Source organism: Algoriphagus ornithinivorans (assembly GCF_900115305.1).
Taxonomy (GTDB): domain Bacteria; phylum Bacteroidota; class Bacteroidia; order Cytophagales; family Cyclobacteriaceae; genus Algoriphagus; species Algoriphagus ornithinivorans.
This window is the reverse complement of sequence record NZ_FOVW01000003.1, coordinates 1-25,115: the sequence shown is the minus strand read 5'-3', so window position 1 is coordinate 25,115 and position 25,115 is coordinate 1. Positions and strand designations below refer to the sequence as shown.

Sequence of the window (25,115 nt, the reverse complement as noted above, 5' to 3'; positions counted from 1 at the left end):
TTAATTTTTGGTTAGTGTCCAGTTTTGTTGATTAAAATTTGATGGAGCTGTAGATTTCAGTCTTTCCTCAATTTTATCTAAATACATGGTGTTGTAGCGAAGACGAGTGATGTAATTGGGAAGGCTTGGATCACCATTCCAGCAATGTTCAGCTCTATCCCCATAGGCTACTTCTCCAGCATAATAAGGATCTTGAGTTTGCTCCAAAAAAGCTTCAGTGAGGTAAACTGCATTATTGAGATAATAGTTATCCATATCACCACAATAAATATTGATTTTTCCCTCCAATTTTGGTCCGAGCTTTTTCCAATCTCTTTCCATAATATATCGGAGGTCGAAATTTTCCTTCCAATAAGCCGCTACCTCAGGATTAATTTCGCCGGTCTGTTTATTCCAGATAGGTTCGGGATAGCCATCATTTCCTACTGGAGAATAAACCGCTTGCCATATGTCAAATTGATCTCCTGAACGACTTTTATCTCCACCAAGAGCCAATTCTTTATGGTTCATGTCCTTTAACATAGCAGATACATGGCCTAAATAGTTCCTTTTGCCAACTCTAGGAGTTTTTCTGAACGTCCCATTTAAGAAATACGCATTTTTATCCTCATATAGATTGACCGTGGTGTATGCTCTAAAATCCATAGGGTCAGGGCATGCTGCAAAACAGCCATTGTATTCCTCCGGATAAAATACCTGAGCGGCCAAAGCCTCCCATCCACCCGTGGATCCTCCATATAAAAACCTAGCCCATCCTTCACCTATTCCCCGGAATTGCTTTTCTATAAAAGGAATCAATTCATAGGTGATCGCATCTCCATATGGTCCCAAATTCTCTGAGTTAACAGCATAACTGTCGTCGTAATATGGATTAGCGTGTTGAATTTCTATGATAATAAATCGCTTGAAATCCGGTGAAATCCACTTTTGGTAAAAATCATAGGCTTCTTGCTGCTGAAGTTTGGCATAACCATAGATTCCAAAGCGAGCACTGTAATCATCTTCTCCTAATTCCGGATCAGGAGGGATGGTTCTGAATCCTCCAAAATCATCAGGAAAATGCCCATGAAAAACCATCAGGGGATAATATTGATTTGGGTTTTGATCAAATCCTTTAGGAATTAAAACATGAGCACCTAAGTACATGTCCCGACCCCAAAATTTGGAAAGTAACTCTGATTTGATTTTGATATGCTTGATGTATTCTGTGTCTTCGGGTTCTTGAACTGGTGGAATTTCCTGGTCAATAGTCAGGCTGAGATTCTCTCCGTCCCAAAGGACTTTCTTAGGAGTGCTGTAAATATTTTTTGGAGCTCTTGCCCATTGACGGCCCTCTCCCTGATCCATGGGAAGTTTTACAGTGTGGCCATCAGCGCGTTCAAAAGTTTCATATTTCTGAATAAAGGCCTGAACGTAATATTCTCCTTTTGGGAAATCCTTGAGTTGCTCAATAGGATACCCAAAGCTTTCAGGGTCTAGAATGATAGGATTCCCTGCTTCGAAACCTTCGAAATCCATCCCAAAAACTTGATTGCTACTCACTTCATCATTGATTCCGAATCTTGGTTCGGGAGTACTGTCCGGAGAAAAAATAACTAGAAGTCTACCGTCTTTTAGCTCTTGCTCCAACTCTGAAGCGATGTCAACTTGAATGGGTGAGTTATACTTCTCCGAACAAGAGATGATTAAAATTGAAATGACAAAAATGTAAATGGCTTTTTTCATGGTGCTGATATTGGTTAAATGTAATTTACGATAATTCAATTGATTCTTTGGATTTTTATAATTCTGAGCTTAGAAATCAATGATTCTTTGGCTGGTTTAACCATTGGTGGATTTTTTCTGAGTCATTCTTCAAAAGGTTTTATATTCCAATTTGAAACCAACCTTATGATGAAAAAATACCTGAGCTTTCTCGCATTTGCGGCGATTCTATCTTCTTGTCAAACTTCTGAAAACACAGAGGTGGATTACACTCAAATGTCCGATGAAGAACGATTGGAAATTGCTAAAGAAATAGCCCAAAACACCATCATGGTAGATGGTCATGTTGACTTGCCCTACAGGATGAAAGTGGGAGGATTTACTTTGCAAAGAGAGATTCTGGATGTTTCTGTTAGAACCCCTGACGGAAATTTTGATTTCCCGAGAGCAAAGGAGGGAGGCTTAGATGCTCCTTTCATGTCAATTTATATCCCAGCCGGAAATCAGCAGATCCCAGGAGCTTCCAAAGCATTGGCGGATTCCTTGATTCTCATGACAGAGCGACTAGCCGAGACCTTTCCGGATAAATTTGCCATGGCTTACAGTCCTGCGGATGTAGAGGCCAACTTTGCCAAAGGCCTAGTCTCATTACCAATGGGAATGGAAAATGGAGCTGGTTTGGAAGATGATATTTCCAACGTGGAGTATTTTCATCAGAGAGGTATCCGCTATATCACTTTGACCCATGGGAAAGCAAATTTGATCGGAGATTCCAGTTATGATTCATTAAGACCTCACGGCGGGCTGTCTGAATATGGAGAGCAAGTAGTCAAGGAAATGAACCGAGTGGGGATCATGGTGGATTTAAGTCACGTTTCCGATGAAACATTTAAGGATGCCTTGGCAATAACCCAAGTTCCAGTAATCGCCTCGCATTCTTCAGCTAGAAAATTTACCCCTGGGTTTGAGAGAAATATGAGTGATGAATTGATTCAGGCTATGGCCAAAAACGGTGGAGTGATGATGATCAATTTTGGTGGGAGTTTTATTGATTCTGCTTATGCGGCGGGCTCTTCCAAAGTGCGAGAGCATTTAGTGAACTATATGGCTGAAAATAATCTAAGCAGAAGCGATTCTGCTTTCAGAGTATATGCGGAATCTTATGCAGCGGCTAATAACCCTTTCCCTTCTGTTCAGAAAGTGGCTGACCATATTGACCATGTAGTTAATCTGGTAGGGATTGATCATGTAGGATTTGGCTCTGATTTCGACGGAGTTGGGGATTCCTTGCCCACTGGTTTGAAAGATGTCTCCATGTTCCCCAATTTGATTGCAGAACTTTTGAAAAGAGGCTATTCTAAAGAGGATATAGAGAAAATTTGCTATAAAAATATCTTCAGAGTTTGGCAGGCAGTAGAAGATTATGCGAAAAAGTAGCCTCCTTATTTAGTCTGAACTTTCGAATTTATTTCAAGCACCTCTCCATACGAGAGGTGTTTTTTTATTATTTAGTAATTAATCCAGAATAGAATTACTCCTCGTAGCTATAACTGACTGAACCTAAAGTTGAATAGTGAAAGAGGATGAAAAAAAATATACTAGTAAGTTATTTATTGATTTTTGGTCTTAGTCTTTTGGGGTTTAATTCTGCATTTTCACAAACACAACTCAAAAGGACAAATACCATCAATGCCTGCGTTAGAGAATATATTTTTGGGACACCTTCTTCAGACGAATTTGTCATCGTAGCCTTCCTTTGTAATAACGGAGGAGTTGCGAATAGCTGGAGACCACCTCAGGGTTTGACTGAGTTGACTGAAATGCTGGTAATCGCAGGCGGTGGAGGCGGAGGTAAGCGAAGTGATTCCGGGAATAGAGGAGCCGGTGGAGGTGGAGCTGGTCAGGTCATTCATATCACGAATCCCAATCAATTGCAATTTCAAGTCAATAATGCGGAAGAGCAAGGGCAACCTTTAAGCATTTCAGTAGGATCTGGAGGCCTCGGAGCTACTTTAATTAATGTTCGGGCGCAAAATGGTGAAAACAGTACAGTATCAAGTCCAAGTCCAATCTTCACCAATATAACCGCTATAGGTGGCGGGGGTGGTGGAAGTGCCAATTCTGTTGTAGAGGGAAATAATTCTAATTACAACGATCAACGCCGAGGTAATCGAGGAGGCTCCGGAGGTGGTTCAGTAGGAGCTTACGGAACAGGAGCTTCAGATCCCATTTTTGGTGGAGAAGCTGTAAATTCTGCTTTAGGAAATCCAGGCGGTCGTGGAAGAGGAAATACCTCCGTGACCGGAGGAGGTGGCGGAGGTGGAATCGGAGGCCCTGGAGGAGAACCTGATAACAATAATGCCGGTGGGGCAGGCGGATTGGGACGTGGGGCTTCAAATGGTTTCTACACAAATTTACTTCCTTCTGCTCTTCCAGCCGACATCCCTAGAATGTTTGCTGGTGGAGGCGGTGGAGTAGCAGGTAACCCGGGCTCAGGAGTGGGTGATGCTGCACCCGGAGGTTCTGGTGTAGGAGGTAATGCAGTTGTCTCAGGAAATGGCCAGCCCGGTCGTGCTAACACGGGTTCTGGAGGAGGAGCCGGTGGAAGTAGTTCTCCTTTAAATGCCTTTACAGGTGGTAGAGGAGGAAGCGGTATAGTGCTGATTCGCTATGATTTTGCCAGAATTCTGCCGGTGGAATATGGTTCATACGCTTTGGATGTTAACGAACAAAATAGAAAGGTTAGCTTAAAATGGTCTACGCTGAAGGAATATGAAAATGATTATTTTCAGATACAAAGGTCCATCAATGGAGTAGATGGTTTTGAGGAAATCGGGACCGTTCAGGGTCAAGGCTTCACTAACAATGTTACTAATTATGAATTCATGGACGAGTTTCCACCATTGTATTCTGACCGACTTTATTATCGCTTGGTGCAAGTAGATTTTTCCGGGAAGAAGAACGTCGGAAAGGTATTATTAGCTCAGCTAGCCACTCCGGCTTCTCAAGTTTCCAAATGGCAAGCATTTCCGAATCCTGTAAGAGGATCTAATTTGAGAGTTTCCCCAACTGAAAAAAATCACTTAGAAGGAAACGAGATCTCGGTTCAGCTTATACATACTGCTGGCCGATATTCTTCAAGTTTTCAGGCCAATTCAATTATGGAACTCAATAGATTAATTCAGCAGGAATTAGAAAGCCTACCAACAGGGGTCCTTTTGCTTAAATTAACAAATGCGCAGAACACTGAAGTGATTCGAATTCTAAAGGAATAGGGATCTTTTTCAATGACAAAATTTCCTATTTTTTCAATAAATACATTCTTTTTCAGACAGATTGGCTGAAAAATCCTATTGGCGATAGTTTTGATGCTAGGATATTAGCTTGTCTATTTTCAAAATAGAAAGCGGTAAACTTGTAACTAAACCACTATCAATACATGGATTTTAAACAATTCACTATCAAGTCTCAGGAAGCTATCCAAAAGGCCGCCGAGCTGGCAATGGCATCGGGGCAACCCTCCATTGAAACGGCTCACTTGCTGAAAGGGATATTTTCCGAAGATGAGAATGTTACTGAGTTTGTTTTCAAAAAACTCAGTGCCAATAAACAATTAGCCTCCCAGAAGTTGGAAGAGCTATTAGGGAAACTACCAAAGGTCAGTGGGGGAAATCAACAGCCTTACCTTTCCGGCTCCGCAAATCAGGCTCTCACAAAAGCAAAGGATTACCTCAAAACTTTTGGAGATGAATATGTGGCAATAGAACACCTGCTGTTAGGAATTCTTGCGGGTTCAGATTCCACTGCACAATTGTTGAAAGATCAGGGTATTGCTGAAAAGCCTCTGATTGAAGCTATCAAAGAACTTAGAAAAGGAAATAAAGTGACTGATCCTAACGCTGAAAGTAAATACAGGGCTTTGGAAAAGTATTCCAAAAACCTGAATGATTTAGCCAAAAAGGGTAAAATCGACCCAGTAATTGGCCGAGATGAGGAAATTCGTAGAGTGTTACAGATTCTGGCAAGAAGGACTAAAAACAACCCGATCTTATTGGGTGAGCCCGGAGTAGGTAAGACTGCTATTGTGGAGGGACTAGCTCAACGAATTGTCTCGGGTGACGTACCGGAAAATCTCAAATCTAAGACCTTGATTTCTTTGGATATGGGCTTGCTTGTGGCAGGTGCCAAATACAAGGGGGAATTTGAGGAGAGATTGAAGGCTGTAATTAAAGAAGTGACCGATTCCGACGGAGAAATTATTCTCTTTATAGATGAGATTCATACGCTGATCGGAGCCGGAGGTGGAGGCGAAGGAGCCATGGATGCGGCCAACTTATTGAAGCCTGCTTTGGCAAGAGGGGAGCTGCATGCGATTGGTGCGACCACTTTGAAAGAATATCAGAAGTACATCGAAAAGGATAAGGCATTAGAGAGACGTTTTCAAACGGTGATCGTGGATGAACCTGATGCGGCAGATGCAATTTCTATCCTGAGAGGTATCAAAGATAAATATGAATTGCACCATGGTGTAAGAATCAAAGACGATGCAGTAATTGCTGCTGTAGAGCTCTCCCAACGCTATATTTCAGATCGATTCTTGCCGGATAAAGCTATCGACTTGATGGATGAGGCTGCGGCCAAACTGAGAATGGAAATTGACTCATTGCCTCAGGAATTAGACGAATTGAATCGGCGAATCATGCAGCTCGAAATCGAAAGAGAGGCAATTCGAAGAGAAAAGAACAAGGATAAGGAGGCTACTTTGAGTAAGGAAATAGCCGAACTTTCCGAAAAGCGTCAGTCCGTGAAGGCCAAATGGGAAAGTGAAAAGGCTGTGATTATGGGTATTCAACGAGAAAAGGAGAATATCGATAAATTCAAACTGGAAGCCGAACAGGCAGAGCGTGCTGGGGATTTTGGGAAAGTTGCAGAAATCCGATACGGTAAAATTGTCGAGTCTGAGAAAAAGCTGGAGTCTTTCAAGAAGCAGCTTAATGAAATGCAACAAGGTTCCCCCCTACTCAAAGAGGAAGTGGATAATGAAGATATCGCATCTGTAGTATCTAAGTGGACTGGAATTCCGGTTAGCAAGATGATTCAGTCTGAACGGGAAAAATTACTTCATCTGGAAGATGAGTTGGGCAGAAGAATAGCCGGGCAAAAAGAAGCCATAGTAGCACTCTCTGATGCCGTTCGTCGTAGCAGAGCTGGCTTACAGGACCCGAAGCGTCCCATAGGTAGCTTTATCTTCATGGGTACCACAGGAGTTGGTAAGACCGAGTTGGCGAAAGCCTTGGCAGAATATCTCTTCAATGATGAAAATGCCATGGTGAGGATCGATATGTCGGAATATCAGGAAAGGCATGCCGTCAGCCGATTAGTCGGAGCGCCTCCAGGATATGTGGGATATGATGAAGGTGGACAGTTGACTGAGGCCGTCCGAAGAAAACCTTACTCCGTAATTCTACTAGATGAGATCGAAAAAGCCCATCCAGATGTGTTCAATATCCTATTGCAGGTTTTGGATGATGGTAGGTTGACAGATAACAAGGGTAGAATTGCCAACTTCAAGAACACGATCATAATCATGACTACCAATATCGGTTCTCATTTGATCCAGGAACGCTTCGCGGAAATGGAGGAATGGAATAAGGAAGAGGTTTTGGAAAAGACAAAGACAGAAGTATTCGATTTATTGAAAAAATCTGTCAGACCGGAATTCTTAAACCGAATCGATGAAACGATCATGTTTGAGCCTTTAAATAAAAAGATCATCCGTAAGATCGTGGATATCCAATGGAGAGAAATTCAAAAGCGATTATCTGAATCAAATATCGAGATAGAAGCTACCACTGAGGTATTGGATTATCTAGGTGAAGTTGGATTTGATCCGCAGTTTGGTGCAAGACCTCTAAAGCGAACTATGCAGCGATTGATTTTAAATGAACTTTCCAAGCAGATATTAGCAGGCTATATTAAAAATGACTCCGCAGTCTTGGTGGATTTGGATGCAGACAAACAAGTCTACTTCAAAAATGTAGAGGCATCTGTTGAAGTCTAATTAAATTGAAAGAAAAATAACCTCGGATTTAGCAATCCGAGGTTTTTTGTTTTAAACTCTAATTCCTTTTTAGAAGTTAATTAAAGAAAAGCACTATGATCGAGCACTTTTTCCAATGCCCTTATTGCTTCGAAGAAATTTCTATGCTCCTTGACCCTTCCGTCTCCAGGCAGGAATATATTGAAGATTGTGAGGTATGCTGCAATCCGATTCAGATCAATTTAGAATTGGAAGAAAATGAGCTTGTTTATTTTGAAGCCAACTCAATCGAACAATAATGTTATTTCAGGATAAAGACACCAAAGATGAAATCTGGCAAGCTGTCAAACATGAATTGCATCGTGGTGCGCTAGATGCCAAGCACCCATTCCATTGGGTGAATTTGGGGACGGTTTCTAATGAATTTTCTTCTGTTCGGACTGTAGTTTTAAGAAAGCTAACTGAAGAGCTTCACTTTTTTGTTTATACAGATTATAGATCTGAAAAATGCTCAGATTTGAAGCAAAACTCCCATGCGACGCTTCATTTATATCATCCCAAAAAGCAGGTACAAATCAGAGTGAAAGTACAGACCATCCTTCATTTTCAAGATGAAATGTCGAATAAACTATGGCAAACTATTCCAAGTCACCGAAGGTCTGAATATACTGGGAGTCAGGCTCCGGGAACTAAGATTTCGAGCCCAGATGATGGCTGGAAGGAAGGTGACTCCAATATTCACTTTTTTACGGTTTTAGAGTTTGTTCCTCAAGAAATAGAGGTTTTACAACTATCCAAAAATGGACATTTAAGAATCGTTTTTAATGAAGAAAATGAATGGGAAGGTAACTGGTTGACTCCCTAAACATTCCACCAATAGGTGAATTTCAAAACAATTGATCGGTTTTTTGTATAGAAAGGGGCAGGTAAATAATTGTCGGTATAGACTATAAACAAGTCTGAGGCCGGCTTAAATCTCCATTGAAACCTGGTGTTTAGGTTGATGTTTTCAATCTGTTCATTGTACTGAACGAATGCCGTGAAAAAAACTGTATTGGTCATAGTAATATCCAGCCTAGGACCTACTAGCCAGAAATTGGTTGTATTCCAAGGCTCTGGAAGAACAATCCTGTTGTAATTGGAGCTCATTGCGATGCTGACAAAGGGCTGGAATCGATATCCCAATTCGCTGCTAATATTAAATCGATCACCATCGGCATAATAACCTCCCATTCTGGTGGAAAAGCTGTAAGTAAAAAGGCTTTGGGGTTTGGAGTTATACTCAGCTCCCAAGCTATTCCATTTGTGTATAGATCCAGCTGGAAGAGTTTCTCCGGAGAAATTGGTCGGATCAAAGGGACGTTGTAGTCTCACGAAATCATGGCCCATCCAGACCGTAAGGTTACTTTGGCTTCTCCATCTCACGCTGTATGCGGCATTAATGATTTTATCTGTTTGTTGGCCGGTAGTATTGAAGAAGAATGTGGTCCCGACATCAGGGCCATGAGAAAGGATTTTTTCACTCTTGGGAAACCAACGATATCCTACTGTCGGGCTAATCTTGTAAAATCCATTCCTTGGCACGAAACCAACTTCCGCAGTATAATTTTCAGAAACATATTCATGTTGCCAGTTCCAACTGAGATTACCTGAAGCATACTTGAGATTTGCCGCATGAACAAATCCTTCTTGTGTTCCATCTGGCCCGAAGCTTTTCAGAACCATGGCTTTTCCAGTCCAGAGATTGTTTGAGGAGGCCAAGTTGTATTCCAATCCTGCATTTCGGTTGAACTGGCTATATAAAGGGTGCTCCGATTTGGGATCCGGATCGTAATTCAGAGATTGCTTGTTAATCAAAATACCAGTGATATTGGATCGTGCGCCTACCTGCCTTTGCAAGGCTAAAACTGTGAAGTTTTGAGAAGGAAGGCCATCTGATTCCACTTCCCCAGTTTGCATATTCATAGCTCCGATCCTCCAGTCTTTATTGATTTTCCCACTGAGTCGGGCTCCAAACTGAATTGGGGCATTTAAGCCTATCCTTCTTGAGAAAAATGGCCTAATTGTACTGTAACCGAAATTTGCGAACAGGTCTCCATTTTCAAGAAAAAACTGTCTTCTTTCAGGAAAAAACAATTCAAATCTATCTAGATTGGTTACCTGCCTATCCACTTCTACCTGAGAAAAATCCGGGTTGACAGTAAGGTCTAAATTTAAAGAAGAGGTCAAAGCAATTTTGGCATCCATTCCTACTTCTCTTCTGTAAATATTGCCGCTTTCAGATTCAAAATCTCGGGAAACTCCTCCCAAGGCATAAGGAATGATGGATACATTAGCACCTGCTGATGGTGGAGGGTTATCCCAGACTAATATTCCAGTGTAAGCTAAAGATGCGGATGGGAATTGTCTGGGGACAGGTGCCCAGCCTGATTTTTCTGTAGCCTTCAAATCAAGCCTGGAAAAATTGATTCCCCACTCCTTAATTCCTTTCTTGTACCGAATGGATTTAAAAGGGATCGCTGCCTCAAATATCCATTTGTCTTCATAATTTTTGACTTTGGAAGTCCATTTATTGTCCCAACTTAAATCCACACTCCCACCATTAAACATAATCCCATCCCATTGTGCTCCTGCGGCATTTGCTCCAAACGTAAATCCATTGGTCTGATCATCAAATGGGTCCATGAAGAGTAAGAAGTTGTCATTTTTTCCAAAAGAAAAATCTCTACGAAGCGATTCTACCATGTATGGCCCCTCCATCAAATGATGATTGACTACAATGATGTATAAATTTTGCTCATCGTAAGTCATTCGCACATCCGTTTGAACTTGCGCATAGCTAGTATCCATCGGGGTAATCATGAAAAAGTTGGTAGCTACTTCTGCCAATTCCCAGGCCTTTTCATCCAAAACCCCGTCTATGGTTATAGGAGAAACAGCCTTTTGGATAGGAAGGCGATAGGCTGCATTGATTTTTTGACCAAAACAGACTGAGTTGGCAAAGGCTATTAGAAGGACGGAAATTATAAGTTGACGCATTATGATTGTTCCAAGTCAGGCTTATGGCTTTAAGCGATAGCTAAATGTTAGATTTAATTGTCTTCGGATAAATTGAGAATCCCCCTCTGTGTAGAAATTGAAGCCTTCAGTAATGTAGCGGTTCCTTCTAGAGTTGAAAATATCATTGGCAGTAAATATCAACCTTCCCCTGTCTGCTAAGATTTGTTTGCTGGCAGAAAAATCCATGAAAAAGATTCCTTTTCTCACCCCTTGGGCAGTTTTTTGGCGAGCATCATAATTTGATCTTACTTGAAGATCCCAGCCATTTTTGAGTGTAAATCTGGAGGTTTGCCTGGCTAAAAAAGAGGAGGTTTTAGCTTGAAATTCGGTCTGAATATTACTTCCGTCTATGGATGCATGGAAAAAGTTTAGATTTAAATCCAATTTCCACCAGGATTTGATTTTATAGTCAGCACTCAATTCCAGACCAAATGCTTGCTCTCCAGTAAGGTTGAAAGGTAAGGTGACTGAAAACCCTTGTTCATCCACAGTCCTGATTCTTTCTATTTTATCCTTGGTGTCTCTGAAGTATGCAGTTGTAAAGAGTGTTCCTTTTTCAAAGTACTTGATATGGCCTAGCTCCAAGGCATCGGTGAATTCAGGGTCTAAATCTGGATTGCCACTAAAAAAGTTTCTTTGATCAGAAAAAGTGACATATGGGCTCAAATCATTGTAGACAGGGCGTCTTACCCTTCTTGAATAGCTCATTTGAAGAGCATTTTCCTTAGAAATATTATAGGTTAGATGGGCACTAGGGAATAAGTTTGAATAGTTTCTTGGGTTTCTTTCATTGGTTTCTGAAAGAATGGTCTCGACATCCGTGTATTCTGCCCTGATTCCTGCCTGATAGCTCCAATCGCCACTTTTGTTTCCTAAAATCGTGTAAGCTGCAAGAATATTTTCATTGTAGATAAAAATATTATCCAAACCAGGAATTGGATTTAATTGACCGCTTTCGTTCTCTTCGGAGACAACAAAATCATTTTTCATCTCCCGAAAGCTAGTTCTGAATCCGGTTTCAAACTTCCCTTCCGCTGAAATGGGCTTTACATAATCCAACTGAAGCAGATATTGATTTTCATATTCATCGTTCAAGGAGGTTTGAACTAGAGAGTTTATTGGCTGATTATTACTGTTAAATCTATTTTCGGTAAATAACTGATCGGAATTCTCCCAATAGTTCAAATAGGTAAAATTGGCATTTAATTCATGTCCTTTCTTTTCAAAATTCCGCTTGTAGTTTAAAGAGATTTCTGAATTGGGTTCCTGCTCTGTTTCATCTTGCCTTCTCAAGCTATAGCCTAAAAAATTATTCAGACTGTTTAGATAATCCTCATACCGTATATCTGTAATTCTTCTCGCATCACTCCTTCTCCAGAGATAAGAAAGAGTCAATATGCTTTTTTCATTGAAGAAATAATCCAAACCACCCCGTATCGAATTATTGAAGCCTTTGACCTTACCGGAATTATTCTGGATTAAAATCTGAGTTTGTCCATTTTCATATACTTCTTGATAGAGTTCACTCACATAAGGCTGATGCCTTCTTGCAAAGCTGTAATTGACAAACCAATTGATCCTTTTTTTGCGATAATTTAGGTTTGCGGAAAATCCTAAATTCAAAGGAGTCCCTCCAATCACCTCAAAAGATCCATTGATTCCTTGCTGATTGTCTTTTTTCAGAATGATATTGATGACGCCAGCCATTCCTTCGGCTTCATATCTCGCTGACGGGTTGGTGATCACTTCCACCCTTTCTACCATGTTAGCCTGTAATTGCCTGAGTCCTGCGGCTCCCTTAAAACTGACTAATCCAGATGGTTTGCCGTCAATTAAAATCCTGACATTCGCAGATCCTCTTAGACGGACATTTCCCTCGGGATCGACTGCAACTGAAGGTAGGTTCATTAGGATATCTGAAGCTGTTCCTCCTGCATTTGCCAAATCCTTCCCGACATTGAATATCCTCTTGTCCAGAGATAGTTCCATGAGAGTTTTTTCGCCCTGGACTAAAACTTCTTCCAAATCGGACGCAGAAGGAGATAGCAAAATTTCTCCTAGATCCAGTGTATTGTTGTTTTTTTCTAATGAAAACAAGCTGGTTTTTTTCGCTTCAAAGCCCATAAACTCTACAAGAGCATAGAATTTTCCATTTGGTAGTTCAATGGAAAATTTGCCATTATCAATAGTAATTCCTCCCCCAATTAAACTATCCTTCTCCGAGTAGATAGCAATGGTAGCAAATGGCAAGGCTTTTCTTGTACTTTGATCGATGACATTCCCTTTGATTTTTCCAGTATTTTCCTGCGCAAAAAGTGGAAAGGAAAGCAAAAGGATTATCAGGAAAAACGAAAAGTTCTTCCCAAAAAAGGGTGAAAACGAGAACATAGGTATAGGCTGAGTTTATTGTTTCAAGTTAAAACAATAGCCCCATTTGAAAAATGAAATTTATTTCTGTGGTTAAAAAGTGGCATCTATAAACCAAAAACAAATAATAATTCTATGGTTTTCAAATTCTTGGTCTTTCCGAATTTGGAATTAGTTAGCCTTGGGGATATTCCCTTTTTGATTTTTCCCCTTTTTAAAAATCTTATTTACAGCCTGAGAAATTAATTCCATCTGATCCAAAGGACCAGGAAGCGTGCTGTGAAGAAAATCCATAGCAGGAAAAGAACCTGAGAATGGTTGATTAGGATATACCAGCAAAAAACTTTTTTCTTTCAGCCAGCGGTTGACTAAATCCGGCAAGTCCTCCATTTTGGGATGGTAAGAATGGTTACCCTTTCGGCTTAAAATCAAGATTACAAAATCATCTTTTCTCAGTTGGATATGGAGATTTTCTGGTTCCTCCCAACCGGCAAATTCTCTAAACTCTATTCGGATAGGATTATTAGCCAGAATTTCCTCTATGTATTCTCTGGATGGTTCAGAAACATAGAAAATCATTCTTGCATGAGAATTTTTTGCCAGATTCCAAATTTTAATCAGCCAAAAAGGAAAACCTAACTCCTGCTCTGCCTTCGGTGGAATGACCACTAAAATCCTTCTTTGGCTGGAAAAAGGGCTGAAAGGGCGATAGATATAGGTAGTCGTGTTGACTTTATTCAATAGCCCTTGGGTAAGATTACCAAGAAAAGACTCATCAAATGGTTGCTGCACGTGTAATCCTAAGATTAAATCAGTCGCTTTATTTTCATAAACCACACTGGAAATCCCTTTGGAAACATCCGTGTCGTATCGGAGCAATTCATACAAGTTATGATCCGTAGCGGCGGCCCTTTCACTAGCCTTATTGAGCGTTTTTTGGGCTTTTACCTCAGCATTGCTGTCCTGCTGTTCCGGATTGATAATACTGAGGGCATAAATCCCGCTTTTAGAGTCTGGAGATTTGAGATTGATTGCTAAGTTGATTAATTCCTCTGCGGTCTCCTCATTTCTGACAGGAACCAAAAATCTCTCAGGTAAATCTGCCACATTTTGGTCAGACAAATCACTTTCACTGAATACGATTCCCTTAGCTCCTCTTTGAGCTTCGATGGACGCAAGTGTACAGGTAATTAATATCATTACGATAGTGCCATTTAAGACACTTTCAGGAAGAAGTCGAATGGCGTTTCCGGCATCGTCAATTCCAATAATTAAATTATAGCCGATCAATACTGCAGCTAAAGTGGCAGCAGCTTGGGCATTGCTTAGTCCGAAGATTATCCTTCTTTCGTTTGCACTGTAATTGAAGATTTTTTGTGTACCTAAGGCAGCCAGATATTTGGCTAAAGTGGCTGTAATAGTCATGACAACGGCTACCTTGATAGTTTCCTCATCCTGAAAAAACACCCTGAAATCCACCAACATTCCTACTCCAATCAAAAAGAAGGGGATGAATATGGCATTGCCTACAAACTCCACCCGATTCATTAATGGCGAGGTTCTTGGAATTAAAGGGTTGAGAGCTAACCCAACCATGAATGCGCCAATGATTCCCTCCAGGCCAGCCATTTCAGCCATTAATGCTCCTGCGAAGACCAAGCCTAAAATGAACACATATTGAAGGATGGCATCCTCATTAAATTTCAAGAACCATTTGGCAAACCGGGGCATTACCCAGAGAACGATTGCAGAAAAAATCAGCAATGAAACCATTAGCTTGATCCAAAAAATGCTATCTACCTGCCCTTTACTCATGCCAACAATTACAGCCAAAATCAATAAGGCTAAAGTGTCTGTAATCAATGTTCCCCCAACAGCTACCGTAACAGCACGATTTTTTGTGATCCCCAGCTTTGAAATAATCGGATAAGCTATGAGGGTATGTGAAGCAAACATACTTGCCAACAAGACGGAAGAAATCATGGACAAATCCAAGAGATATAGTCCTACCCAAGTACCAAGCCCCATGGGTATCAAAAAAGTCAACATTCCAAAGACCAAACTTTTTTTGCTATGAGACTTAAAGTCTTGAAAGTCTATTTCCAAGCCTGCCAAAAACATTATATAAAGCAAGCCAGCTGTGCCGGAGAGGATTATTCCACTATCTCGCTCCATCAATCCAAACCCTTTGGGACCAACGATAGCTCCGGCGACAATTAAGCCCAGAAGTGGAGGGATTTTAAGACGGGTGAGAAGAAGGGGCGCTAAAAGAATGATGACCAGAATGATCAGAAATTTCATCCCCGGATGGGTAATCGGAAGGCTTAAATTCAAATCAGCGAGTAACATCATGCTCATGCGTATAATTAAATTTCTCCGCTAATCAGGAATCCGGTGTATACCAAATATGCCAAGAGTAGCAATAATGCCTCCCATTGATCCAACTTTTTCCTTTTGCCGGTAAACATGGCAAGAAATAGAAAGATGGTTCCACCGCTCAATAAAAGTATATCCATATTAAATGATGGATTATACTCCAGTGGGCGAATGAGGGAGCTTACGCCTAATATGAGTAAAAGGTTGAAAATATTAGACCCTACTATATTGCCAATTGCTATATCTGCATTTTTCTTCATGGCGGCTACAACAGAAGTTGCCAGTTCGGGTAGGGAAGTGCCTGCTGCCACGATGGTTAAACCAATGATTTTTTCGCTAACTCCCAATGTCTGAGCCATACTGACTGCATTATCCACCACCAACTTTCCTCCTCCAACTAGACCCGCTAAACCTATAATGATTAGACTCCAAATTTTCAGATTTGAGTAAGGAGGAATTTCGCCTGATGTTGCCTCAGGGTCTTGTTTCAACTGGGTAGCCACATAATAAAGAAATGCCAAGAAAAAGGCCAATAAAATCAAGCCTTGGGTTCTCCCTAATTCAAAGCCCGAATCATAAAAGAATGAACCTACGAGAACAGGTATCAATATGGCCGCAAAAAGAGAAAAGGGAATTTCTTTCCATACTGTACTGGATTGAACGGCAAGCGGAGTGATTAGCCCAGCTATTCCCAGAATCATGAAAAGGTTAAAATTATTCGAGCCGATCACGTTGCCAAAAACTATTTCAGGATAGTTTTCTGTGGCGGCAATGGCATTTACAATCAATTCGGGAGCAGATGTACCAAAGGCAACGATGGTTAAACCAATGGCTAAATCAGAGACGTTTTTTTTCTTGGCAAGTACGGATGCTCCATCCACCAACCAATCGGCACCCTTTACCAGTAATACTAAACCTACCACCAAAAGAATCAGAGAAATTATCATAGTAAACTGAATAAAGGGTTAAAGATTCTTTTGAATATTTCCGCAAAAATAGAATTAAAAAATCCGATGATTTCAGTCTTTTCGATTATTTATTTTTTGAAAAAAAGAGAGAAAAAACGCTAATGTTATTTATCGCTTTTATCTGTTGATTTTAAGTGTTTTAAAGCTTGTTTTTCGGGTAAAAAGGATTGCTTTTTCTGTTTTTAAAACCGTGTGCTCCTGCATACAAGATGATAGTAACTGCTCCTGCGGCAGAAATCCACTGAATTTCCTGAATTACTCCCCAATGCCTTACCGCTATAGCTATCAAAGCCCAAGCCCCAACCAAGGCAAATTCCCTCATATTTCTGGTATAAATCATCCATAGATTTAGAGCCGTGGCGACTAGTATCAATATCAGGGCCCAAGTGAGTTCACCCAAGCCTCCTGTCCAACCTATTTTAGCTAAATAAGCCGAAAAATTAGCGATCGTAGCCACCGCAATCCATCCAGAGTAAAGACAAATAGGCCACCAGATCCATGCAATGATGTTTCTTGGAGCATTCCAGCGCTCCATATTCAGTCTTAAAATAACCAAGATTAAGGAGGCTAAAATGCCTATCATTACCAGTACACTAAAGCCTGTTTGTTCTGTCAACCAAAACCAAAGCCAAGCTCCATTGAGTAGGTTCGCTAGGATTAAGAAGGGGACCATTTTGGGAATGAAATCAACTTGATTTTGTGAAAAGGCTGATTTTACCAAATAGATCGCCTGTGCTGTCAAACTCAGAAAAATCAAACCCCAAATAGAAAATGCATAAGAGGCCGGAGTAAATAGATTTTCATATTCCCTACTGAGTGAACCTACCGTATTCCCATTTATTCCAAGCGTATTGACTTTATAATTCCAATAGATCAATGCGATCAATATGAACAGGTTGAAGATTGCGTAAATTTTATTTGAAATTTTCATACATCAAGCGGTTGAAGAGATTGTAAAAGTGTGGGAATCAATTCGGATACAGTGGGATGAGTTTGAACAGAGTTCATTAGAATTTCATAATTGATTTTGCCATACATAGCTGTCAGAAATATTCCTATCAGTTCGTCTGCACCTGTTCCGCAAACCATCGCTCCAGCTATGAGGCCAGTGCTTTTTTCTACCAAAACTTCCATTTTGCCCCGAGTTTCTCCTTTTTCTTTAGCCCGATTGATATCTTTCATCAGCATTTCAGCGTGAAGGTATTTTTTTGAAGATCTAAAAGCCTCTGATTTATTTATTCCAGCCCGCGCAAATGGCGGGTCAACATACAATGCATAGTTGAGGATGCGATCACTGACTTTTTTCTTTTTATTTCCTGAAATATGGTCTTTTATAATCTCAAAGTCATGGTAGGCTGTATGCGTAAATGCTCCTTTTCCATTACAATCTCCTAAGGCGTGGATCCCCTCCTTATTGGTTTTTAGAAAATCATCTACCGAAATAAAGCCATGTTCATCTTGATGAACTCCGGCAAGCTCAAGTCCCAAGGATTCTGTATTGGGTTTTCTTCCCGTAGCAAGTAAAAGGTGAGATCCGCGTATTCTTCTCTCTTTGCCACCACAATCCATTTGAACCTCCACTTGGGAATCTCCCCAATTTTTTCCAGAGAGGCAATTGGCGTTTAATTCAAACTGAATCCCTTCAGCTTCTAAAATTTGCTGAATCATTTCCGAGTGATCATCATCTTCCCGATGGATGATACGTGGTCCCTTTTCACATACGGTTACCTTGCTACCGAATCTTCTAAAAATCTGAGCAAACTCCAACCCAATGTAGCTTCCCCCAATGATGATGAGATGTTGAGGGACTTCCTTTAAATCAAGAATACTTTCGTTAGTAAAAAACCGAACTTCCTCAAATCCAGGAATAATTCTTGGTCTTGCTCCAACATTAATGTAGATCTTTTCGGCTTTTAGCCTATGATTCCCAACAGCTACTTCCCTGGGTCCTGTGAACTTTCCGACACCTTTGAAAAGAGTGATATTGTCTTTGCTTTCAATTCCGTCTTGAATCCCATTTCTTGAGGAGGAGATGATTTTTTCTTTCTTTTTCCAGATTTTCTTTAAAGAAACAGCAAGGCTTTTTTCGGTTGAAATCCCCAATTCCGACGCCTGATTGACTTCCCAAGCCCTCCTTGCAGAGGCGACATAAGTTTTAGTAGGAGTGCAACCAGTATTCACACAAGTTCCGCCGAGTTTTCCTTTTTCTATCAAAGCTACGTTTTGGCCTTTCGCAGCTAAAAAGAAAGCCAAAGGATTTCCTGCTTGTCCGGAACCGATGATAATTGAGTCAAAAGTTTGAATTTCCATCCTTAGAAAAATTGATTTGTACCTTCAATTTCGCCCAAATGACTCAGGAATAAAAAAAATGCTAATTGATTTGGGTCCTTTTCTTTTTGTAAGTAAGTCAGAAAATTATTTTTGATGTAAATATTTTTCTGAGACAATTTTTGTCAACTCATTGAAAATCAGAAAAAAGGAATGTAAATTCATAGCCCTTTAATTTTCAGGCCATGGAAAATCTCATCTACCAAGCTTTTGTCAAAAAAGCATTTGAAAATTTAGACTTCGTAGAACAGGAAGTCATGCAGTCTTTGAAAGAAATTGCTTTATCCGGCGAGTTTAAAGACATCAAGGATTTGGTAGAGATGGAAGGTCTGGAGTTTATGCTGAGCGATTTTGATCAGGCGAGTGACCCGAATATTCATATCCTGAGCTACCTACTAAAAAGCATTTTAATCGCCAAAGAAGACTTGGAGGCTTGGAATGGGAAGGAATATTTGAAAGAAAGCACTTAATTTTTTTGACAGCATGAATCATCTGGAATTCTCTGTTAAAATTCCCACTTTAACTCCAATTGTCAAATGAGGAACGGAATCCCATCCTTCAAATCGATAGCGCTCTGCGAAAGGATTTGCCTTTTCAAAAAAGGCTCTGCTTTGCACTTCTGAAAGCTCCAGAACTTCCACATCCCTATATCTGCCTCGGATTCCCAATCCTACAAAAGAGTCGACCAAAATATTTCTGGAAGTGAAAACCTGCCTGCCGAACTTCAATCCGCCTCCTACTACCCGAAAATCAATCTGGGCTCTGTCGTACAAGATCTCTTGTCTGAAAGGCACGTAATAATCATCCAGCCGGATAAAGTCCTTTTCCATCAAAAAAAACTCAATCGCCCAATAATTCTTTTTGGTATAAAATTTTAATTCATTTTTGGTTCGCCAAAGTTTATAATCTTCATTTTTACCTCGGTCAGCCTTAATTCCAAAAATTCCTCCATTCACACCTATCTCAGACTGAATACTGATTTTGTTGCTGAAAAAGTATTCAATGCCACCTTGAAGAACAATCGTTTCAGGTTCCAAGAAAGCTAAAGGGGAAGCCTTTACTAAAAGTTGCCTTTCTAAGCCTAAATCCTGCTGGGCTGTGGAGGTGGTCGCTATGCCAAAGGTCAAGATAAATAATGCTGAAATTATTTGAAGTTTCATAACTTAAATTTCAAAATGATTTTAGTGAGGATTTCAATTAATTACTAACTTATTAGAAACCGGATAAAAAAATCATGATTGGATTTGAGATTTCCTTTAAAGACGAAAAAATTATAGCCGCCGAGACAGGGAGTACCTTTCTGATTCTTACAAGGGTAAAAGTCAAAGATCGAGATGAGTTAGATATTTCTGTGTCAGGTTCAAGCTATGATTTGGATTTTCGCTCTTTTTGGGGACAATGGAATTTAAAGGAGGGAGATAAGCTTGAAATAAGGGTAATTGAAACAGATGATGCCACAGAGCCAATAAAAAGGTATAGCAATATAGAAGAAGAAAAAAAAGTTTGGGAGGCAAAGCTCTGGTCTTTCAGAAACCTTCAAAAAAGACTGGTGGAAAAAGGTTTAATTAAAGATGAAAATGGCTGAACAGGAAAGAGAGAAGATTTGTGCTTTTCAATTTAAAAGTGGAAAAGAACAAGTTGTATTTGGCTTAGAGCACGGAGTGTTTAGTGCCATCTTTGAGTCGATTTTAAATCAGAATCGAAAAGAATTGCAAGTTAGTTTAGGTGGCTTTGATGGCGAGAAAGAATACCTTGATTGGTTAAAAAGGCCTTTGGAAATTGGTGAAAAATTTGAACTTAAAGTTGTTCGTGTTGCTCTCTCTGAGGTTTCTACGCCATTGCAAAGAAGAATAGCTGAGCCACCTAGCGATGACCAATTATTGAAAACTTATTATGACCAAAAAAAGGAATTAGAAAATGCTGGCCTAATTTAGTTTAATAAAAATCCGCCGACCTCTCTAGATCGGCGGATTTTTTTTAGATTTCATACTTGAGCTTTCTGACTTGCTAAAAAGCTCTTTCCTTCAAATGCTCCTCCAAGTCCAGCAAATTCACGCCGCTTTTCCACCAGTCAGGAGCTACCTCACCTTTCAAATGATGGTCAAAAAACTCCATCATCCGAACACTGTAATCCTTTCGGTTTTCCAGTTTACTCAAACCGTGGTTTTCGCCTTTGTATTGCATCATCACCACTGGCTTTTTCAATCTTCTCAAGGCCGAATAGTACTCGATGCCTTGGGTAAAGTCCACTGCACCATCTTTGTCATTGTGCAAGAGTAATAGCGGTGTAGTCACATTTTTCACGTGATACACCGGGCTGTTCCGCTCATAGGCTTCCCAGTTTTCCCAAGGACCGCCTCTGAATCTGCCTTGCGAGGCTTCAAAGATGGACATATTTCCACCACCTGAATTCCAGTAGATCAAATCATACATGGAAATCATATTGGTCAAAGGTGCACCAGCAGCAGCGGCTTTGAACATGTCCGTCTGCGTAATCAGGAAGGAAGTTTGATAGCCTCCCCATGAGTGCCCGTGGATCCCGATATTGTTTTCGTCAATGACTCCGGTTTTAATGGCTTCCTTCACAGCAGGAATCACACACCAAACCGCCGACATTCCTGGATCATCCAGTTTGTACACAATATCCGGAATGAATACCGCAAATCCATTGGAAGTATATACGTTAGGGTTCCATCCTGTTCCGCTGTATCCTGGGTTGGACCAGTTATGACGGGTTTGAGATAGCTTTTCGTAATAATAGACCACAGTTGGATACTTTTGGCCCTCTACATAGCCTGCAGGTAAAAACAGCGTACCCTGCAATTTGTCACCCTTGTCAGAGACATAATCGATCAACATAGTTCCAGCTGACCATGCATATTTCTCTGCATCCGGAGCATTGTTGGTGACTTGCTTGGGATTAGAAAGGGATGCGTCTGTCAGGTAAACTTGAGTAGGCTCGTTGAATTTCTCTTGGAAGAAATAATAGGTTTCTGCGTTTTTGGCCTTGGAAAGATTTCCCACATTGAAATCATCCCATATCAAAACCTTGGCACCGGGAGTCAAGCCGCCTTTTTTCGCAGGAGAAAGCTGTGCAATACCAGACTTCTTGGTCCATTCTCCATACATACGGATATAAGCAGGCTTGCTGAGATCTATACCTTTTTCCTCAGGATCCAATCCAAAGCGATATTGATAGCGAATCTGATCAGTCTTGCCATTGACGGTCAAATTGATGGCTGTTTCCTTACCAGATCCTACAGGAACTTGCCAGATATCCCAACCGTCTCTCAAGATCACATACTTGCTATCGGAGCTCCAGCCCAATGCCCCGTTCATGGGCTTTTCTACGTTGTGATCGTCTTCTGTATTTACAAAGGTGGTAGGAAGCCCTTCCGTAATGTTTTTACTCTGAGCAGTAGGAATATCATAAATATAAAAATGCCCGTCCAGTCCGTAAATCAACTTCGTCCCGTCCGGAGATTCACGGGGATAAGAAGAATAGGAGGGGAGGTAAAACTTGTTGAAGAGTTCCTTTTTCTCGCCGGTTTTCAGGTCTACGATGTAAAAATCACGATAGCTCTGCCCATCCAGATTTCCATCCAATTCATAAGCTTGCAGATCGGAACCCAAAGCATAGCGCTGCTTATCCAGAATGTTCAGATCTCTCATGCTGCTGTCTTGCAATTGGATATGCTTGCCGGCATTCACATCATACATAGCCCAGAAACTGTAATTTTTATCCTGATTCATCATGACCTGTTGTCTGGATTGTAGGCGACTGTCATTCCAATGCCAGATGGTCATATCCGGGGTGTCTGCATCATTTTCTTTTTTGCCTTTCACCTTGCCAGAGTCCAATTTGGCGATGGCTTTTTGTAAATCGGAAATCGATTTGATCGTCGTATCTGCCATGATTTTTTGCATGGCTGCAGCTTCAGCTTTTTTCACCGAATCTTGATCCAGTTCTTTTTTGGCGTCCTCTTTTTTTGCCAGTTCCAAAGGATGGATGCCATAAAACAAACGAGTCAAATCATCCGACCACATAGGTCTTCTGTTTTGGGAGATCGTATAGGCTTGATTGAAATTGACAGAGTCCTTTTCAGGATTGTAAACAGTTACTTGAGGGGAAGCCAGATTTTTCACTCCGATAACTTGTCCCTTGTCCTGCTTGTACTTTTTGTCTTTGACCATTTTCAAAGCTGCGAAAGCATCCCCCTTTTCGGTCCAAGCCAAGGAACGATAGGAAGCTTTATCAGAATCCAAGATCTGCATGCTATTGGCTGCTACATTCATCAAATACAAGCCATTTCCGGATTGGTTGGCTGCATCTACGGTGTATGCTAGATAGTTCCCTGCTTTGTTAAATGAAAAGTCAGCTACATTTCCGAGGTTTTGAGCTTTTTCGGAATTAAGATGGTAAATCAACAAATCCGAGCCTCTTGCATCTCCATTGCCTTCTTTGGAAAGGTTGATGGCCAAGACAGAGGAAGCTTTTCCATTGAAAGCATAGTTGCTCACGTTTTCAAACTCCTTCTTTTCATCCGTACCCAACTTGACTAGAATAGCCTTGTTTTTTAAGGATTTGCCTTTGCTTTTTTCATTGGCTTTTTTCTCGGAAAAGGTGGGGTACTCTGTATAGACAAACCACTTTCCATCCTCGCTGAATTGCATAGATGGGTAGCTGGTGGAGCCGATTTTGAAAGTTTTTTTGGAGGATTCATCCCCAACTTTCTGGAGGATGATTTCTCCGTCCCCTTCCAGTTGAACTAATCCATAGGCCGTCCAATTGCCATCCGGGGAGATTTCAAAAGCTGAACCTGGCATGTATTTCCAGGTAGGGATGTCTTTCCAAGTAATGGGTTTGCTGTCTTGGGCAATTGCCATACTGGCAAAAAGGAAAAGTGCCCAGAGTGTGAGTAGTTGTTTTCTGATCATTTGTAATTCTTTTTTCTCAAGCAGGAAATTAGGGAAAAATGAACATAGTCAATTGGAAATTGGGAAGAATGGTTAAAAAAAGCAATTCTGTTGCATCTTTAAAAATGAATTGCACTTGGAAATAAGGAGATTCTTCAAATTTATTCCCTAGATCAATTTGTTTTCGCTCAATCGAAATCAGTTAAGGCTCTTGATAATTATACTTGTAAAGAACATCTCTTGTTAGATTCCTTGTTTTTCGCTCGTAAAATCTTGAAAAAATATTCAACCCAACTCCAGTGAATGTCAAGGGAATCAGCAGATCATTCTGACTGGAAGACTGGGATTCGAAACCAACCGCCAGAAAGAAAATTCCAATTCCGAGAGCTGAGTTGACTACGTTGGCTACTGTGCTCACTTTTTCTCTTCTCAGAACCTGCTCATAAAGCTGTAAGGCCTCCGGATTGGATTGAAATCGTGTTAAAACCTGATCTTTTTCCAGAACCATTGGGCCTTCATAGATGTTGATCTTAGGGCCAAAAAAACTACCCATTACATCCATACTTAGAAATGCTTCAGTGCCTCCCGAATAATGATAGGCATTGAAATCATTGATAGTTCGTTGAATTCTTCGTTCTGAATCAGCGACAAGAATGTTTCCAGTGCTTTGTAAAACCCCTCCCCCAAAAGAAGCCCAAAACCATGGGCGGACATTGGCTGGGGTAATATCATTTGTAAACAGATAGGCGATGGAGCCAATAGTCACGGCTATACCCGAGACCCGGATACCCATACCCAAATTCTTTTTCCGCTGATAACTCTGGAATTTAAAGTCTTCATTTTTTAATGAATTGAGGAAGTCAGTGACCTCTTTCGGACTTGATTTTTCCCCATCAAGGTAATAGGTGGTTTTGTTGAAAAATCCTTCTTTTAAAGTGATGATGGGCTGATTGGAATAGTTTCCTGGGAAGTAGTTTCGGGATTCTTGTGTGTTTTGGGCTGAAGAAATGCTAATGCATAATGTTAAAAATACGGTGAGGACGAATTTCACAAAATTATTTTCCATGACCTGAATCACTTTTTGTAAACTATTTTCACAATCAACGAAAAGCTTAACTGAAGGTTTCTGAATGGAGTTTTTTTTATATCTGGAAATTTTAAACATAAAGAAGCCTTTCTGTGCTTTTAGGGGCATAAAACAAAAAAGACCTTCCAAGTTTTGAAACCTGAAAGGTCTGTGAGTTTTGTCATTCCCTGAAATAGGTTGACCGTTTTTAAATCAGAATGAAGATGCTAAAAACGGGAAAAAGGATCAATTCACATCGTAAATTTTCTGAAGAATTTAAACGTAAATT

Annotated in this window: 18 protein-coding genes; 8 read left to right on the top strand and 10 right to left on the bottom strand. The window is 40.5% G+C overall.

The window, feature by feature from the left end; translation table 11 throughout:
- Positions 1–1,725 (bottom strand): alpha/beta hydrolase-fold protein, encoded by a 1,725-nt coding sequence (locus BM073_RS04460; RefSeq protein WP_091651019.1) that lies wholly within the window; start codon positions 1,723–1,725, stop codon positions 1–3.
- Between the two features lie 168 nt (positions 1,726–1,893).
- Here BM073_RS04460 and BM073_RS04455 point away from each other — a divergent pair, with 168 nt between their 5' ends.
- The 5 genes from BM073_RS04455 to BM073_RS04435 all read left to right on the top strand — a co-directional run bounded on the left by BM073_RS04455 (position 1,894) and on the right by BM073_RS04435 (position 8,609).
- Positions 1,894–3,141: a dipeptidase gene (locus BM073_RS04455; protein ID WP_091651981.1), complete on the top strand. Its 1,248-nt coding sequence runs from the start codon at positions 1,894–1,896 to the stop codon at positions 3,139–3,141.
- Positions 3,142–3,287: 146 nt separating this feature from the next.
- Positions 3,288–4,979, top strand: a complete 1,692-nt coding sequence (locus tag BM073_RS04450) for a T9SS type A sorting domain-containing protein (RefSeq protein WP_091651016.1) — start codon at positions 3,288–3,290, stop codon at positions 4,977–4,979.
- Between the two features lie 164 nt (positions 4,980–5,143).
- Positions 5,144–7,765, top strand: coding sequence for an ATP-dependent chaperone ClpB (gene clpB, locus BM073_RS04445; RefSeq protein ID WP_091651013.1), 2,622 nt, complete (start codon positions 5,144–5,146; stop codon positions 7,763–7,765).
- Positions 7,766–7,860: 95 nt separating this feature from the next.
- On the top strand, positions 7,861–8,043 hold the full coding sequence (locus BM073_RS04440; RefSeq protein WP_091651010.1) for a CPXCG motif-containing cysteine-rich protein: 183 nt from the start codon (positions 7,861–7,863) through the stop codon (positions 8,041–8,043).
- Positions 8,043–8,609, top strand: a complete 567-nt coding sequence (locus BM073_RS04435; RefSeq protein ID WP_091651007.1) for a pyridoxamine 5'-phosphate oxidase family protein — start codon at positions 8,043–8,045, stop codon at positions 8,607–8,609. The genes BM073_RS04440 and BM073_RS04435 overlap by 1 nt, the downstream gene beginning before the upstream one ends.
- Here the strand turns inward: BM073_RS04435 and BM073_RS04430 are convergent.
- The 6 genes from BM073_RS04430 to BM073_RS04405 form a co-directional block, all read right to left on the bottom strand.
- Positions 8,606–10,783, bottom strand: a complete 2,178-nt coding sequence (locus tag BM073_RS04430) for a DUF5916 domain-containing protein (protein ID WP_091651006.1) — start codon at positions 10,781–10,783, stop codon at positions 8,606–8,608. The two genes, BM073_RS04435 and BM073_RS04430, sit on opposite strands and share 4 nt — an antisense overlap.
- Positions 10,784–10,804: 21 nt before the next feature.
- On the bottom strand, positions 10,805–13,192 hold the full coding sequence (locus tag BM073_RS04425; RefSeq protein WP_091651003.1) for a TonB-dependent receptor: 2,388 nt from the start codon (positions 13,190–13,192) through the stop codon (positions 10,805–10,807).
- A 150-nt stretch (positions 13,193–13,342) separates the two neighbouring features.
- Complete coding sequence (locus BM073_RS04420; protein WP_245756367.1) at positions 13,343–15,529, bottom strand: cation:proton antiporter; 2,187 nt, start codon at positions 15,527–15,529, stop codon at positions 13,343–13,345.
- Between the two features lie 8 nt (positions 15,530–15,537).
- Positions 15,538–16,494, bottom strand: a complete 957-nt coding sequence (locus BM073_RS04415) for a calcium/sodium antiporter (protein WP_091651000.1) — start codon at positions 16,492–16,494, stop codon at positions 15,538–15,540.
- Between the two features lie 160 nt (positions 16,495–16,654).
- Positions 16,655–17,446, bottom strand: a complete 792-nt coding sequence (locus BM073_RS04410; protein WP_091650998.1) for a TspO-related membrane protein — start codon at positions 17,444–17,446, stop codon at positions 16,655–16,657.
- On the bottom strand, positions 17,443–18,825 hold the full coding sequence (locus BM073_RS04405; protein ID WP_091650995.1) for a mercuric reductase: 1,383 nt from the start codon (positions 18,823–18,825) through the stop codon (positions 17,443–17,445). Before BM073_RS04405 ends, BM073_RS04410 begins: the two co-directional genes overlap by 4 nt.
- A gap of 203 nt (positions 18,826–19,028) precedes the next feature.
- Here BM073_RS04405 and BM073_RS04400 point away from each other — a divergent pair, with 203 nt between their 5' ends.
- Positions 19,029–19,313 carry a hypothetical protein gene (locus BM073_RS04400; RefSeq protein WP_091650991.1) on the top strand — a complete coding sequence of 95 codons (285 nt, stop codon included), beginning with the start codon at positions 19,029–19,031 and terminating at the stop codon, positions 19,311–19,313.
- An 18-nt stretch (positions 19,314–19,331) separates the two neighbouring features.
- On the opposite strand, the gene BM073_RS04395 is transcribed toward BM073_RS04400, so the two are convergent.
- Positions 19,332–20,003 (bottom strand): DUF3575 domain-containing protein, encoded by a 672-nt coding sequence (locus BM073_RS04395; protein ID WP_091650984.1) that lies wholly within the window; start codon positions 20,001–20,003, stop codon positions 19,332–19,334.
- A gap of 74 nt (positions 20,004–20,077) precedes the next feature.
- Between BM073_RS04395 and BM073_RS04390 the strand changes: the two genes are divergently transcribed.
- Together BM073_RS04390 and BM073_RS04385 are read left to right on the top strand one after the other, a co-directional pair.
- On the top strand, positions 20,078–20,428 hold the full coding sequence (locus BM073_RS04390) for a hypothetical protein (RefSeq protein WP_091650981.1): 351 nt from the start codon (positions 20,078–20,080) through the stop codon (positions 20,426–20,428).
- Complete coding sequence (locus tag BM073_RS04385) at positions 20,421–20,777, top strand: hypothetical protein (RefSeq protein ID WP_139217439.1); 357 nt, start codon at positions 20,421–20,423, stop codon at positions 20,775–20,777. Before BM073_RS04390 ends, BM073_RS04385 begins: the two co-directional genes overlap by 8 nt.
- A gap of 73 nt (positions 20,778–20,850) precedes the next feature.
- Here BM073_RS04385 and BM073_RS04380 read toward each other — a convergent pair whose 3' ends face one another.
- Both BM073_RS04380 and BM073_RS04375 read right to left on the bottom strand, forming a co-directional pair.
- Complete coding sequence (locus BM073_RS04380) at positions 20,851–23,781, bottom strand: S9 family peptidase (RefSeq protein WP_091650976.1); 2,931 nt, start codon at positions 23,779–23,781, stop codon at positions 20,851–20,853.
- A gap of 181 nt (positions 23,782–23,962) precedes the next feature.
- Entirely contained in the window at positions 23,963–24,826 is an 864-nt protein-coding gene (locus BM073_RS04375; RefSeq protein ID WP_139217438.1) for a hypothetical protein, read from the bottom strand.
- Positions 24,827–25,115: the final 289 nt, after the last annotated feature.